We start from the raw sequence: 15859 nt of genomic DNA, 5'->3' as shown, positions 1-15859 counted from the left end.
TACCATCCAACGCAAGGAAGTGTAAATTCCCTATTCCCTCTCACATGGACTGAGATATTCCAGAATATCCACAGTCAGATACTTCTACTCAAGATAATTCTAGACAATTCTGGATGGCTAGTGTGCCTAGGTAAGTCAATAGAAGATAAACCGATATCCAGTCAGCTCGGAAACCATGAATCGATGAGAGTTAATAGTCAGCAAGCAAAGATTGTCGCCTATAGAGGAACCGGTGGAATAGAGGGTAAGAAGCAGCACTCTATAAGGGGCTTGCTTATAAATTGGTGTATCGTCTTGGACCGCTGGTTTAGGTATTAGTAGAAAGTTAAGCATTCTAAAACGGCGCTATTTCAGCGCCGTTAAAATTTAATCAAGACTTGAGGCAGGTTAAATTGCGTTATTACAGTGTAACGCTTTGCTATGCCGCGATGATGCCTGCCAAAAGCGTCTTAATCCCCTTCACACAGTGGCTTCGTGAGACCATAGATAGTCGGCATAGATTTCCCGAAGGTCTTTTTTGCTGACTTTGCCTGTAGCCGTATGGGGGATTTCCTTGGCAATGACACAGTCATCGGGAATCCACCAGTTGGCAAAATGCCCTTTAAAGGATGCCAGAATCTCCTCAGTTTTTAGTGTTTTGCCTTCAGCGGGAACAATGATCAGGAGAGGTCGCTCAGCCCACTTTTCATGGGCAACCCCAATAACAGCGGCTTCGGCTACTCCCGCCTGTGTCATAGCAAAATTCTCCAGCTCAATAGAGGAAATCCACTCGCCGCCGGACTTGATAACATCCTTAGTGCGATCAGTGATTGTCAGATAGCCGTCAGTATCGATCGTGGCAACGTCGCCAGTATCAAACCAGCCGTCTTCGGTAAGTGCTGACTCTTTGGATTGGTAGTAGCGCTCACAGACCCAGGGACCACGCACTTGTAGGGCTCCAAAAGCCAGCCCGTCTTGTGCCAAGGTATTTCCCTCTGGGTCTACAATACGCATCTCGACCCCAAAGCCCGCTCGGCCCTGCTTGAGCCTGAGGGTCTGTGCTTCGTCTTTAGAGAGGTTCTCAGGTATGCGGGCATTGTAGGTTCCCAGTGGACTCATCTCAGTCATGCCCCAGGCGTGATGGGTATATACCCCATGCTTTTGCTCGAATTCCTCCATAATACTCCAGGGGCAAGCCGATCCACCCACGACTACTCGATTCAAGCTGGGTAGGGTCTCTTCACTTTCCCGCAGGTATTTGAGCAGGGCGAGCCAAACGGTTGGAACGCCGGCAGCGATAGTAACTGCTTCCTTTTGAATTAATTGACTGAGCGTTTCTCCACACCCCATTTTGGGGCCAGGTAACACGAGTTTTGCTCCAACAGCCGGTGCCGCATAGGGTATTGACCAGGCGTTGACGTGAAACATGGGAACAACAGGCAATATGGCTTCGTCCCTTCTAATCGCAAAGACATCTGGCATCAATACGCCGTAGGTATGCAGCATCAGAGAGCGATGGGAATAAAGCACCCCTTTGGGATTGCCTGTTGTGCCTGATGTATAACAGAGTGCTGCTGCACTCTCTTCCTCTAATTCAGGCCATTGAAACTCAGTGGGCTCTGCTGCAATCAATGTTTCATAGCAGTAAACATTGCTCAGGCTTGTGGTGGGCATATGTGCTTTATCAGTTAGCACAATGATGCCTTCAATCGAATCTAGATATTCTGCCAGGGATTCGATTAGGGGCATAAATAGTGGATCAATAAACAGCCATCGATCTGCGGCATGCTCAATAATGTAAGATATTTGCTCAGGGAAAAGCCGGGGGTTAATGGTATGGCAAACGAGCCCGCTGCAAGAAGTTGCGTAGTAGAGTTCAAAATGCCGGTGATCGTTCCAGGCAAGAGTACCAATTCGATCTCCATCATTGGCTCCAAGCTTTTGTAGTGCATTTGCCAATTGCGAGACTCGCTCAAAAGCTTGTTGATAGCTATAACGAAAATCGGGGTTATCCAAGCTAACTGAAACAATCTCACTATCCGGTGAGTTGCTTAGAGCATGCTTCATAATACCGGTGAGGATGAGCTGGGATTGCATCATCATGCCGTTCATCACTTACTCCTTATTATTATCTTTTATTTTCAGATAGACACTAACCCTCCAAAATTTTGGAGGGTGGTAGAAAAAGGATTAGGGGCTGATTCTTATAAAATTATTGAACGATCTTTATCCATTCTCCGGGCTTGGGTTCTCCTCGGGGATAATAACCATTTAACAGGCGTAATTGCTCCTCTGCATATTCGCCGATTTCCATATGTTTTGCCAGGGAGGCAAAGGTAGTTTTTTCATTGGCCTGGACGTAGCGCAAGCGTTTGATATCCTTCTCTTCTACAATGTCAGTTTGTCGTAGCGGCCTGAAGCTTCTAATGCTAGTCAGGAATAAATTGTCATATTTATCAATAGCTTCTGGATCTGAGTCTTCATCATTTGTGACTTTTCCCTGCAGTACAAATTGTCTGCTACCATAAAAAATTACCGCAATTCTGTCTGGATCTGCATCCTCTTTTTCAAGCGGTGGAATTTTTCCGGTATGACCTTCAAGTCGATATTGATTGAGTTTCTCCCCTTTTTCCAGTTGTCGTAGATCGAACTCTGAGCGCAGAGCCATATCAGCGGGCTGGTTGCCATCGCGTTGGGTAACTGTAATGGTAATTTGTGCACTTTTATCAGGTGCAGAGCCGACAATGGCTGAACGTTGATTTTCTACCAACCAGCCATCGGGAAATAAAAGGGAAAAACCCAGCCGTTTATGGTTGTAGCGATTTTTAGTGGACTGCTGTGTGTTTTGTCCATACACAAGGCCATCTGTTTTTTCCCTATAGTATTCTACTTTGGTTTCTTTGTTGTCTTCGGGAAGCTGGCCGGCAGCGTTTACAACTTCCTGTAGGCGAAGGTCATTTCTCGGGTGAGATGCAAACACACCGTGGTAAGTTTGCGGTTTCTTGCCCTCAATACGGGCACGGCGCCGGGCAAATGTCTCCTGATCCTTTAATAGCCCAATAACATTGATCATGGCCTGGGGATCATATCCAGCGTTGAACATATACTGGGCGCCGAAGCGATCCGCCTCCAGTTCCATCTCGCGGCCGTAGCCCTTCACTGCAGCGGTGCTATATAAATTTGCAACATCTCCGACTACACCACTGCCGGTAACCAAAACTGACAATACTGATACAACGCTGGCTCCGGTCGCAGCTGTTTTTTGCCTTACGGCATGGCGGGCGGTGATATGGCCAATCTCGTGAGCTAGTACAGCCGCCATTTCAGCTTCTGAGTGCAGGTAAGTTAGAAGGCCTCGGTTGATGTAGATATACCCACCGGGAAGGGCAAATGCGTTGATATCCTGGCTGTCGATGATCGTAAATTGGTACTTGATATCCGGTCTGTCACTGGCGGCGGCAACTTTTTGCCCGACATGATTAACATAAGCGGTTAGGACTGGGTCTTTATAGATCGGAGTGCTCTCTATCAGCTTTTCATGCATCTCCTTACCGATGGAGATCTCCTTGTCCTCGGACATTAGAACCAGGTCAGGTTTATTGGTGGCAGGGTTAAATGCACAGCCTGCACTGAGTATTAGGATAGCGCTGGCAAAAACACGCTCAATGAATTTCATTACCCCTGGCCTCCCTAGCGTCTTAATTTTTATGAACTGGGTGTTACTGCTGGCATCAAGAATTGTTGGAGCTGCAGAGCCATTCCTTTACAGGCATTATTCTGGACTCTGGCGATTAGTGGTATTGGAACCACGATTGCAGGCATATAAGAGGTTCCTTTGGCATCTGCACTAAGTTTCCCAGACAGTTCGCGGTCCCTGAAATCCCATACTGCCGCTTCGTAGTCAGATTCTTTATCCCAAGTCCCAAAGCCAAAGCACCCTGCACCGCCGGTACTGATGGTACAGCTGATAGAGCCGGCACTGGCTGTGGTCTCTGTCGAACCATCAATCCAGACGATGTACTTCACTCCATAGGTTTCCATTCGCTCACGCACACTTTCATTTTCCATCAGGCGATCTAGGGAGCGAACATGCATAGGTGCTGTCCTGGGTTCAAACCAGGGGTACATAAGATCGACAAAATCTTGCTCTGGAATAATGTTTACACCTAACTCAGGGTTGTGTAGTTCTCTACCAACACAGGCAATTAAATCAGGCTCTGTTTCATATTCACTGGAGTGACGGCGGCCCAGGATGACGACAGAATCTCCTTCGGCAAGCTCACCATCGGAGCGTCGATACTCATCAATTACGACAGTGGTACAACCACTAATAAAGACTATCGCTGTAACTAGAAGTGGCTTGAACACGATTTACTCCTCTTATTCAGCCTTTTTGGCTTTCACCTTGATTTCTCTCAGTGATAGCGATCGACGTTTCCCAGAGAGAAAGGCCTGTAATTCAGGAACTTTCCCAAACCCGGTATAGAGGTTTGCTCCGGCATCGCGCAGGGCGATATTTATCGCCTGAGTTAATGCCTGTTCCTGGGACTGTAAAAATGCGGTAGGGGTTTTTCCGTAAGCGGTTATTACCCAGTTAGCAACCTGTCCGCCACTGGGGTCAAATGCGGTCATGTTGTATTTAATCCATACCTCAAAAATATTGACCCTTGTCTCTCTGGGCATTGTGAACTGCAGCTCTCGCACTTCTGGAACTATCACCAGTTCGACATTGGCGGGGACTTCTTGTGGATAACTGGATAGAGATACGGTATCGGTAAACATGGAACCCAATACTGTTTCAAACAGATTTTTTTGTGCTCTGCCTGTGCTTATATTCCATTCTTCACGATCTTCACTGTCTTCTTTATAAGTGAAACTTTTAAAGTCCTCACTGAGGTAGAAGCCTACTGTTATTGGCAATTGATCGCCTATTGGGGATGGGTAATTGCCATCCATCTGTACTGTATGACTGCAAGCACCCAGGAAGAAACTTACAAAAATAAGTACCTTTAGGTGTCCAAAGGAAGTCGACCTATACCTCATATGTTCCTCCTTGAATCATTTAACTAGCGAAAGTCATTCAACCCCACGAAAGTGCCGCCATTTCGATAGGTGAGTTCGCGCATAAGGGCCGCAAAGCGCAGCCCTGTGGTTTGTAGGTGTGGAGGGCGAGAGAACTGTACAGGGAATCCTACTGCATGGATTCTGATATTTCGTTTTCCCTCACCGTGCTTAGCATTTACCCGTTCGACAGCTAACATAACCCTGCGGATTGATTTTCCGGTGAATTCATCGCCAAGCACATAAATACTGATTTTCTTACTGGGATCATAAAAGCTGCGGACGGCTTTCTGGATACCTTCAACAGGGCTGGAGTTACTAAAAGGATTCCAGGACTTCAACCGCTTTAGTATCGCTTGGCGGCGCCCTGGGGTATCTGGTATCCACTTATTTCGATAATTGAAGAACATATAGTCCCCCATATCATTCATGACCTGGATACCTTTAACATTAGGATAAAGGTCTAGAGTATTGACCATCTCCGCCATCATTCGGTCCCAGCCGTAATTAAACATACTGCCGGAGGTGTCGATAATGAAGAGAATGTATTCGCTGTCGACAGGGATTCCGCCAATAACATTGTTTTTACGCTGGTAGTTCTCGCCCAGTAGGCGACGCATTTCATCAGTGATGGATTGTAGTGCAATGGTCAGCTCACCTTTGAGTTTGCCATCCTCACTTTGCCCCTCGGTTTTACTGGCAAATTCCGCTTGAAGTGCTTCCAACTCACCGCGCAGGTTGGCAATTCTCTTGCGCTCGATATCGATTTGTTCTCGCTTTGAATTTAGATCCCGGTTGATAACTGTGGTCTCACCACGGATTTCTGCCAGCTGTTGCTGTAGTTCCAATACCTGCCCTTCAAGGTCTACTTCAGCTTCCTCTAATACAATCGGTTCTGCAGTCTTGGCGATCATCAGCAGCAAAACAATTGCGCCAAATCCGCAGCAGATAACATCCAGGAAGGAAATGCTGAACTCCTCCTGGCGACGCTTTTTTTGTGCTCCTATCATGGCCAGTCCCTCGAAGGTGCAAGGAAAGAGCCTTTGCTTTGCATCGCCAGCTTCCAAAATTCACTAGCCGCAAATGGGTCCCCCTCCATAGGGGCAAGAATGACATTGATGGGGATATTCTTGGGGAGCACTTTGACCGCGCGCTTGAATAGACTGCGCCTGTCTCTACCAGAAATAGTGGGTTTTCTGGGCGCACTCATCCCTTGGGTCGGTAACCCATCGGTAATGAGAATAATGTTGTCGGGCAGTGGCGTCATAGCGTTAATAGCGTTAAATACTCTCTCTAGACTGGTACCATTTTCTGGCACTACTTCATCTAGCCCTTTGATAGCCTGGTCCAACTGGTCGCGGTCATCTACATTGAGCCAGCGATCTTCTGTACCGGCTATTGCGGCACGAAAAGAGGTATTAAAAGTATAGATCTGGTATTGGCTATCCCTGGGAAACTGAGCAGTTAGCCAGGAGACTGTGCTGACGGCCCTGCGCCATTTTTCAGTTTTGCGTTTGACCGGTGAAGACATGTTACGGGCGCGTATTATTTTAATAAGCTCGTCGCCGAGCATGGACGCAGATGAATCCAATAGTATCAGGATGCGATTACCGCCTAGGCGCAGGCCGGTGAGGTATTGACGGTCCCCATCACCGACAAATTTACGAACGTTATTTCCCAGCTTTTTATTTTCTTCCTCAAGGTTCTTTTTCGCCTGCTCCAGTTTTTTGAGTTTATCTTGTAGCCTCTTGATATCCTCTTCTTCATCGATACTGTCGATTTCAGCGATATTGCCTTTGGTTTCCTCTATTTTCTCCAAAATGCGCCTGGCAAGCCCTTGAGCCTCAACCAGTTCATCACTAACGACATCCAGAGTATTTCTGGCTTGAACTAAGTGTTCCTGTCCAAATTCCACCTCCTCTTCCAGAAGGTTCACCTCGGCAGTGAGATCTTCAGTCTCTACTTCAACTTGGTGATCGGAGCCGTGTTTGATAATAAGAAAAATTAACGCTACTGCCCCAAAACCACAGGACATGATATCGAGGAAGGACAGGCTAAATGTGGAAAAACGACGCTTTTTACGCCCCATATCGCTCCACGCTAATCGCAGTTATCACATCTTGATAATCTGCAACTCCAATTGTATCGCCGGCGTTGAGATTAACGGGTGACTCAATCTCTTTTCCATTGAGTGTGAGCTGAATTCCAGCATCCACCCGCAAAGCAAGTCTGCCGGCATGATTTGTGACTGTTGCGGCAGGGTGCTCCGGTGGTGTTGGGGTGACTTGAAATTTCTCGTCATGCCAGAAAACGAATAGAGGTTCCTGGGCGGCCAGTGCCTTGTGGCCAAAAAGTAAATGTGTCGCTACGGTTTCTGAGGATTTCTCTACATGCACCTTGACCTCGTTGGGGGGGAGGGCAGTGACAGAGTTGATCAGTTTCAATGTACTGCTATCACTGCGTAATTCTTTCCAGCGATGATTTATGGCATGTGCAATGGAGTCTCTTGAGAGAAGATGTACACGTTGGGCCAATTGAATTCCCCCTGGGATATCAGCCCAGCGATGGGAGATAAAACTCACACTTTGACTTTCCTCCAGGTTTTCAATCAGTGCTCGTATACGAGAAAGGAGAGGGGTTGTTGCATCTTGAAGCTGCCGCAGGCTGATCTTTGCTGTTCGATCATCAAGTTCAGCTAGAACTTCTCCGTGACGCATCGCTCGATCAGTCCACTGGGGCATCAAATCATAGAGTTGCTGTTCTGATTCAGCTGAATGGAGAGGGTCAAATCGGCACTGCATAATAAATGCATCGGTAAATACGCGAGCCCAGGATTCCTGGAAGTTGTGTAGTCCTGCGTCGGCAACAGTTTCTACCGTTTTCACCGTGGCTTGCTTATCCACAGCAATCTTTGTTACCAATGTCTGGTGGAGTTGTAGGTCGATATGCAGTTGGATTCCTGCAGGAGCCAAATTACCCAGGCACGCGGTTGCTGCATCAACAATGCCTACGATATTGATATCGCTGACTTTAATAACTCCCAGAAGTAAGGCCAGTTGTTCGTGGGTAAAATTGCCGGGAACAGCGAGAACAATTTCATCGGGAAGGTCACAGTGCTCCGCTATTTCCTGAAGGTGGCAGTAGACCAAGTCGGCATGGTGGCGGCAACGTTGATTTTCTGACTTTAGCGACTCGAGGCTCAGTCTTCTCCAAAACTGGTTGTTAACCTGAGTCGGGTGGCTCCTGGCACGCATTTGAGCTGAGGTACCAATATGAATTTTATTGTGTTCAATAACTGCAATTCCAGGACTTTCCAGTACTTCGTTAGTATTTGAAAATACACGTAATCCGCAGTCATTTATTTCCAGGACGCCTTGTCCCATGGGTTTATTCCTCGCTACGACTTATTCAGGTAAAACCGCTAGCTGATTTTCAGAAAACGCAGTAAGCGGTTGTCACAGTAACTTTGTGTATCCAACACCAGGCGCTCCTGCATGAGTTGTAGCTGGTGAGTGAAAAACATAATGACGATACTAATTACCAGGGCGATAAAGGTAGAGTTAAACGCGACCCCCAGACTTACCGTCACGCCAGCTATATCCCCCTCTACGGCTCTATGCGCCTGTGATAATGCTTCGCCGATACCTCGTACCGTGCCAATAAAGCCGATAGATGGAATAGCCCAGGTAATATAGCGAACCATTGCCAGTTCAGAATCGAGTCTGTCTCCCTCAGTTTCGCAAACCTCTTTTACAGAGTTGGAAACGGCGGCGACATTCTTGGTAGAACCGAATCGCTGCAGGGCGGTGAGTAGTGCCCTGGGAACTAAATATCGTCGTTCCTCTTCAGGAAGGGCTTGTATCGGGCGGGATAAATCACGGGTATCCTCTGGAAGAATAGGAGTTCCCTCGCTGATGTTAAGTAGAGCTTTGTCCAGTAATTTTCGCTCGCGAATGCTTCTCTGTGCCTTTAGTCCCATAATGGCCATTGCCCACAACATCAGAACAAAGCAGGCCTCTTGCTCATAGTCGCGCATCACAATGTAGATAGAGCGTTGTTGAACGTAGGTTTCCCCAGCGGCTTCTCTCGCCAGTTGCTCCTCAATTAGCGCATCTGCATTAGGGCGAATAATGGCGACATAAATCGCATGGACCAAAATAATAGACCCCAGAAGAGCAAAGACCTGGAAGACAAAATCTGATGATTTAAATTTCATGGCGATACTCGCTAGAGGCTATTTCTATATATCTACGGGAAAGGAAACCGATAAGTCTTCGGAGATTTCTTCCGAGGCCTTATAGTCATCTGAATTACTTTTATTCCTAGTTATTGGTGCTTCTTTCTTTGGAATTACTGCCGCTGTTTGTTGGTTCTCTTCCGGCTTGTTTTCATCTTCTGCGTACGCGAAGTTGATAAATAGAAGCAGTAAGGTAAGTAATAAAAATTTCACACTAGTCTCCTAATTCACCCAGCGGGCAAGGCGGAAGCCAATATCATTACGAGCGGACTCTCCGTAATCACGGTAGGAGAGGCGTAATTCAGTCAAACCCGAATGACGCCAACTGGAACCACGGATTACATGGAAGTCCCCATCCTCCGGACCGACAGGGTTTTCTTCGATACGTCGGGATAACCCGGTCCCTATCGTGTATAGATCGTGAATCCATTCAGAGACATTTCCACCTAAGTCATAAATACCAAAAGCATTAGGACTGTAGCTACCTACCGGTGAGGTAGCTGCGTAACGATCACTGTAGGTGCGAAGGACTGCAGGAACTAGTTTTGTGGCAGTAGTATCTGCGTAGTTTCCGGAATTGTTCTTTATTGGTAGCTCATTTCCCCAAGGGAATTTTTTCATGGTGCCTTGATCGTATCGTGCAACCCAGGCCCATTCGGCTTCAGTCGGTAAACGATAACCGTTGGCTGCGCCATCAAAGCCCACAACACGTCCGGCTTCCGTCAAATAGACCGGTGTGAGACCGTCTCTTTCACTGAGCCAATTGCAAAATAGCACTGCCTCTACCCAACTGACATTTACAACTGGCAGATTGTCATTGTCGAGACTGACACCATTTACATGGCTTGAGGTGTGTAGGCGCTTGAAACGCCGATATTCCCGGTTGGTAACTTCAGTGGTCCCAATATAGAAAGGCCGATTTAGAGATACTTGACGCATAACCTCATTTGCCCGCCGCCCCTGTTCTCGTCGGGATGATCCCATGGTAAATACGGCGTTGGGGCGCATGAGCTTCATGGTGCCGCCAGCTGCGTGACGCAAAGTTGAGGGGGTTTCTCTCCAGCGCGCTTGTTCGGATGTAAGCAGTACCGCTCTGACAGTTTGCTCCAGTTTGGTGCTGGGAATGACACGAGTGTCAAATTCCTGGTAGCCCTGTTTGCGTACGACAATGTTATGGCTGCGAGCTGGTAGGTTAAAAGTTTGTCCACTGTTCCCGGCGTATTGACCATCAATGTAAACTTCCGCATCTGGAGGGACGCTACTGACGTGTACCCTGCCGTACACAGCATTTAGGTTTATATTCAGGTCACGCTGTGTGCCAGCACCGAGGTCAACAGTGTGCTCAATAGAGGCGTAGCCATCCTTGAAGAAGCGAAGTCTATGCCTGTGGCCGGAGGCCAATTCCAGTTCCAGTGGGGTATGACCGCGAAACTCTCCGTTGACTGTCACTCCCGCTCCCTCTGGGGTGGTAACAACGCGTAAAAGTCCATCAGCGGGTCCCAGGCTGACGGTTGCTAGCGTTTGATCGACACCGGCTGTAACAGCGACAGGAATATCGACAGTTTTATGTTCCGGCAGTGAAATGGACACGGTTCTGTCGCCCTGAACTAATTCGGTGGTCAGTGGTGTTCTGCCGAGAACTTTTCCTTCAACCGTGACCGTGGCCCCGGGAGGGTTGCTGCTGACGGTGATATTGGCCCAGGCCGGTCGAAGCGCGGCCTCCAGTGTGTGGGTATTGTCTAGCCCCTCAACATTGATTTCACGGGTGAACGGCAAGTACCGGTCTGATAGGACAGTCACACGCATAGGACCTGCGTTGATCGCTTCCACAAGACCATTTCTATTGGGTACTTCCCGTCCATTAATAAGGATTTTTACTGGTACAGGGGGCGTTGTTTTAACCTGTAGGTGGCCTGGAAGTTTTTCCAGGGAAATAGAGTGGCGACTGTGTCCGTCACGTTTTACTTCGACTTCGCCGCTCTGGGGTAAGTAGCCGTCGGCACTGATCGTGAATTGATAATTACCAGGTAAAACCAAATGGCCATCGCCCAGAGGGATGGCGAACCCACTGACCTTGATGCGGGCATCAACCGGGTTGGTATCAAAGATTAATGACCGCGCCATAATCAGATAGCTGAGTGCAAAAATAGCGAGTAAAAGGCAACCTGCGACAATCAATGCTCGCTTAGAAAGAAAGAGTCGCGCGCGGGTAGATTTTATTTGTACCGGGGTGAATCCAACTGGCTCAATCAGGCTTTGTTCCTGAACTGGCGGCTTTTCATCCTGGACAGGTACTGCTTCCTTCACTGTCATTTATGTTTCCCTATTGCTGGTACTTATAGATTTTTCGCAATGGCATTGGTTTGGCACGCATCGCTTTATGCTCAGTCAGCCTGACCAAAGGTGGGTACACAATTTTCTATCTGCAGAAAGCTTAGCTTGCTGGCGTAATCTGCATGGGGATTTATAGGGTGTTTGTCACAGAACACCTCGTTTCGCTCAGCTCAACGAGGTGTCTGTTGTCATCGCAGCTCATTACGGAAAATCTTATTTTTAGAGTTTATGCTGCTGTCTGGGTTCTCTCATTTAACTATTATTGGCACCGTTTATCCTTTCGGCACATTGGATAACAACTTCCGTTGTGGGCTTACCTGGTTTTACAACAAACTCTTGGCGAACGTCCCGGTAACCTTCTCTGGTACCAATGGCGATATAGCGCCCAGGTTTCAGCGCGATTTCCCTCTGGTCAAAATTACCTAATTTCCCTACATGGTAAATGGTGACACTGGTGGTTCGATCCGACTTGAATTTAACCGGTAAGGGGATCAGGGCTTGTGTCAGGGCATTTTCAAGGTCTTCAATTTGTCTTTGCAGCCTTGGGGTTTTAGTATTGAGTTTGCGAGCGTCTGTTAGTACTTGTCGGGCAAAATAGTTCCTTTTACCTTCGCCAAGGGTTAATGGATCTTGAATTAAGTCTTTTAACTGGTCATCCAGCTTTGCTCTGGCAGCAGCTCTAGCCTTGCCTGTTATTGCGTCCACCAGGCTAGAGTCCTTCTTGACCAGATCTGTATAACTTTTTAGGGCTCTGTGCCATTCTTCCTTGGTTTCTTCCATGCGGGCTTGTTGGAGGAGTTTTTCTATCTGCACTCTGTCAGCTTCATTTTGTGCTTGTGCTAAGCCGATATCGGGGGCTTTTGCTGTTGGCTTTAAGTTCTTTGCTCGATGAAAATAGGATTTTGCCGATTCAAATTTTTCTTCGGCAATTGCACCGTAGCCAGATGACATCGCGCTTTGATAATCCCTTTCTGTAATTGCACCCTCAACCTTTGCTAATAGATCCTGAGCATCGGCTGTTTCTGAGTCGATCGCGAGAGATTTCTTGAGCTGTTCCTGAGCCAAATCCAATTTGGCCTGTTTAAATGCCTTTGTTCCTTGAGTTAAGTACCACCAAGCGAGGGGGAGTTTGTCGGCTCGCTCAATACCCTTAAGGCCTCTGGGATGGTTATTGGATATGGTTAATACCATCTTGAAAGCATCGCTGGCGGAATCCTTATCTCCCTGACTCAGAGCTCGATTACCTTCACTAATATGCGTCTCAATGCGCTCGGGAATACTATCTTTCAGGTACTCTAATGCCTGGAGTGATTCCCGGTATTTTTCGAGCGCTGCCATAAAATTGCGTTTGCGATAAATTTCATCAGCTTTTAGAGCCAGGTCTTCAGCAGAGTAGAATTCTTCAAAAGCCCATACTTCTACCTTTCGATCTTTGAGCTCTTCTTTGATTTCTAGAATTTCCTGGAGAACCTTTTGAACCTCCCTGCGCTGCTGCATTATTTCTGCATCGCTATAAGGAGATTTTTGGTTGCTCTCTACAGCTGCGCTGTTTCCAGGCTGTACGGAGACAATTGTATCGGCTGAACGCTTTGGTGGTTTTACAACTTGAGGAAGCCCCCAAAATACACCGACCAGTGCGCTTACCATTATCACCCCAAGAACGGCGGGCCAGTAGGACCTTTGCTCCCGTTGATGAATAGCGTTGGCAGTCGTTGACTCAGGGGATTTAGAGCTTTCCTCTCCGCCGAATGTGAATTCTGCGGGCTCTATATGAACTGTATCTTCCTTGGAGTTATCGCGGTGCTGCATAGTGATTCCGCCGTGTTATTCAATGACCCAGTGAAGATGTTGGGTATTCAGTAATAACTAATCACAATGATTAGCGTGCTTTTTGGGTACCTCTAACGTGATTTAAATGCTGTTACTGACTGCGCCAGTTTCGGCTTCATAGATTTCCTTTAGAATTTCCCGCCATTGCCGATACTGATTTTCTACAGTACCTGTGAGGGTAATAGTGCGATCTTCCAGCTCAACAATTTGCGGTTCTACCTCTGCCTCGATGGAGTCTCCTAATTCTTGCAGAGCTTCCAAATGCATCTTGGCATCGGATTTTCGGTCAAATGCACTTTTAACAAGATAGCCCCCGGCACCGATCCCAACCTGCCCAGCTGCCTGGGCGCTTCCAGTACCAGCGCCAGCAGCTGCAATACCTCCAATAATGGCTGCTGCTCCCATAATTGTGTGATTGCGGGCTTTGCGCTTTAACTCTCGCATCTCCCTTACTTCTTCATAGCTGCGGGCTCGCCATTCCTGATAGGGAACTTCCATACTTTTGGCGAAGGTGCCGTAGTACTCCTGCAGAGTGTCGACAAACAGATAATCTCTTTCCCGTATTTTTCTTACCCTCTGTAACATGGGGTCATTCTCTGCGGGTAAAGCACTTAAAAAATAGACACCCTCAGCACTTTGAGTTAAATAGCGATTGAATGCCTGGGGAGAAAAATCCCGTGCAAACCGCATCTCAGAAATTGTGCGCAGCTCTACGATTTGCTGATTTGAAAGCTTTTGTCGGTAATTCAGCATATCGTTAGCAATACGGTTATAGATTCCCTGAAAAGCATCTCCTTCAGTAGGGTGCTTTCGGTCGTAGGCATAGTGGGATGCGTTCTCTGAATACTGCTTGGTAAACCACAACTGCCCCCGGGAATCGGATACGGTGATTTCCACCGTCAGCTTTTCTCCATCAGATTGCAAAATACGCCCGGATACAGTCACATCAATATTGGTGCGGCTCGATGGAATAACCCTTACAGCTCCCCACCCCAGGCTGGACTGCAATGAATCGGCAAGGGTGACAGCCATATAGCGGGATTCAGCTTGACGAAGCTCGGGAAAAACAAGCTCATCTTCATCTGCTTGTACTGTATCGAGACCTGGATTGAATTGAATAACGCCGACATCCAGCAGTCTCTCTTCGGGAACATTGTTATCTTCGATTGTTAGCGGAGTAAATGCGGTAGTTCTGACTTCGGTAGTGGTACAACCATTGATAACAACAAGAGTTAGAAAAAATGCTGCGACTCTTGTTATGAACTGATACTTAACCGGTCGGGTTTTTTGGTTGGTCGACATATCGGCGTTCTCCAAGACTACTGCGTTGCACTTTTATACTTGCGATACTCTTCCCAAAGCTTTTCGCGCAATTCGGGGTCAGTCTCGCGTGTGGCAGCTTCACGAATCTGTCGAGCTACGACGTCATCATCTGTACCACTGGGTATATCGGCGGGCACAACTGCCTGTGAACCACCGTGATTAAAATCACCTTTACGTCCAGAAGCGGGCAGTCCGGGACCGGTTATTTGTCCACTGGAGTTATTATTTTTGGGGCCGTTACCTGATTTTGGGCCTGCATTGGGGGGAGGTGGAATTTCGGCTTCTGCAGATTGAATTAAGTCTTCTAGGGATTCCCCTGCTGGTGGTGCCTCATCCATCGCCTCTTCTTTATTTTCTTCGGAGGCTGACCCCGGTCTGTTTCTTACAAAGTCACGCTCCCGCAAAATCATGCCGTCATAGCTGACCATAGTGGATTCAAACTGGCCCTCAAGTTCTGCAACGCGATCTGCCGATGAAGTGGGAGCTTCATTGGGGGCACTGCCGGAACGTGGCGAACCACCGCCGGGTTGCCCAGAAGCTGAATTGCTGGCATGCGCGCCGCTGGCCGCTGAGCTACTACTGGATGAGCTGCTGCTAGAAGATGAACTACTGGAGGACGCGCTGGAAGACGAAGATGATTGCTCCTCCTCAGAAAAATCAATTTCTTCGGGAGGCGTACCATCTTCACCAGACGAAGGATCAGTAGGTTTCTCTCCATTTTGGCTGGTTTGTTCGGGATTCGTATAAATTGGTGACGATGGATCATTTGAGCCGTTGGGGTCCGGCATTTGATCCCCAGGTGAACTTTGATCCCTCGACTCTGATCCGCTACTTCCACTACTGGAGGACTGGCTCTGTTCTGATCTTGCTGTAGGCATATTCGCACTGGGCTGGCTGGAAGAGCTGCTACTAGGCTGCCCACTGCTCGAAGCCGTTGATTGACCAGATCTTTGCGAACTACTGCTGCTACTAGATTGCGATTGCGATTGTGATTGCGATGCAGAACTGGAAGATGAACTGGAGGATGGTAGAGATGGCATTGCTGGTGGCTGTGACTGAGTTTGTTGGCTCTTGCACCCACCGGTTAAGATCGCC

13 protein-coding genes are annotated in these 15859 nt (G+C 47.8%); all 13 read right to left on the bottom strand.

What is annotated here, in order from left to right; all coding sequences use genetic code 11:
• Positions 1-459 precede the first annotated feature (459 nt).
• The 13 genes from ACJJIZ_RS21270 to ACJJIZ_RS21210 all read right to left on the bottom strand — a co-directional run bounded on the left by ACJJIZ_RS21270 (position 460) and on the right by ACJJIZ_RS21210 (position 15552).
• Entirely contained in the window at positions 460-2091 is a 1632-nt protein-coding gene (locus ACJJIZ_RS21270; protein WP_444914772.1) for a long-chain fatty acid--CoA ligase, read from the bottom strand.
• Between the two features lie 100 nt (positions 2092-2191).
• The gene (locus ACJJIZ_RS21265; RefSeq protein WP_413664368.1) at positions 2192-3655 is read right to left on the bottom strand and encodes a M48 family metalloprotease; all 1464 of its coding nucleotides are present in this window, start codon (positions 3653-3655) and stop codon (positions 2192-2194) included.
• Between the two features lie 29 nt (positions 3656-3684).
• Positions 3685-4347, bottom strand: coding sequence for a hypothetical protein (locus ACJJIZ_RS21260; RefSeq protein ID WP_444914771.1), 663 nt, complete (start codon positions 4345-4347; stop codon positions 3685-3687).
• Positions 4348-4359: 12 nt separating this feature from the next.
• Positions 4360-5022, bottom strand: coding sequence for a hypothetical protein (locus tag ACJJIZ_RS21255; protein WP_444914770.1), 663 nt, complete (start codon positions 5020-5022; stop codon positions 4360-4362).
• 23 nt (positions 5023-5045) lie between these two features.
• Complete coding sequence (locus tag ACJJIZ_RS21250) at positions 5046-6050, bottom strand: VWA domain-containing protein (protein ID WP_413664370.1); 1005 nt, start codon at positions 6048-6050, stop codon at positions 5046-5048.
• Positions 6047-7129 (bottom strand): VWA domain-containing protein, encoded by a 1083-nt coding sequence (locus ACJJIZ_RS21245; protein WP_444914769.1) that lies wholly within the window; start codon positions 7127-7129, stop codon positions 6047-6049. The genes ACJJIZ_RS21250 and ACJJIZ_RS21245 overlap by 4 nt, the downstream gene beginning before the upstream one ends.
• Complete coding sequence (locus ACJJIZ_RS21240) at positions 7119-8423, bottom strand: hypothetical protein (RefSeq protein WP_444914768.1); 1305 nt, start codon at positions 8421-8423, stop codon at positions 7119-7121. The genes ACJJIZ_RS21245 and ACJJIZ_RS21240 overlap by 11 nt, the downstream gene beginning before the upstream one ends.
• Positions 8424-8461: 38 nt before the next feature.
• Positions 8462-9256, bottom strand: coding sequence for a MotA/TolQ/ExbB proton channel family protein (locus tag ACJJIZ_RS21235; RefSeq protein WP_282934287.1), 795 nt, complete (start codon positions 9254-9256; stop codon positions 8462-8464).
• A 24-nt stretch (positions 9257-9280) separates the two neighbouring features.
• Positions 9281-9490 (bottom strand): hypothetical protein, encoded by a 210-nt coding sequence (locus ACJJIZ_RS21230; protein WP_413664372.1) that lies wholly within the window; start codon positions 9488-9490, stop codon positions 9281-9283.
• Between the two features lie 9 nt (positions 9491-9499).
• The gene (locus ACJJIZ_RS21225; protein ID WP_444914767.1) at positions 9500-11590 is read right to left on the bottom strand and encodes a PEGA domain-containing protein; all 2091 of its coding nucleotides are present in this window, start codon (positions 11588-11590) and stop codon (positions 9500-9502) included.
• A gap of 273 nt (positions 11591-11863) precedes the next feature.
• Positions 11864-13420: an ABC transporter permease gene (locus ACJJIZ_RS21220; RefSeq protein WP_444914766.1), complete on the bottom strand. Its 1557-nt coding sequence runs from the start codon at positions 13418-13420 to the stop codon at positions 11864-11866.
• Positions 13421-13522: 102 nt separating this feature from the next.
• Positions 13523-14743: a hypothetical protein gene (locus ACJJIZ_RS21215; protein ID WP_444914765.1), complete on the bottom strand. Its 1221-nt coding sequence runs from the start codon at positions 14741-14743 to the stop codon at positions 13523-13525.
• A 17-nt stretch (positions 14744-14760) separates the two neighbouring features.
• Positions 14761-15552 carry a hypothetical protein gene (locus ACJJIZ_RS21210; RefSeq protein ID WP_444914764.1) on the bottom strand — a complete coding sequence of 264 codons (792 nt, stop codon included), beginning with the start codon at positions 15550-15552 and terminating at the stop codon, positions 14761-14763.
• Positions 15553-15859 lie beyond the last annotated feature (307 nt).

Source organism: Microbulbifer maximicatervae (SeqCode) (assembly GCF_052467225.1).
Note: the sequence above shows the minus strand (reverse complement) of the source record. Positions and strands in the feature narration are given on the sequence as shown.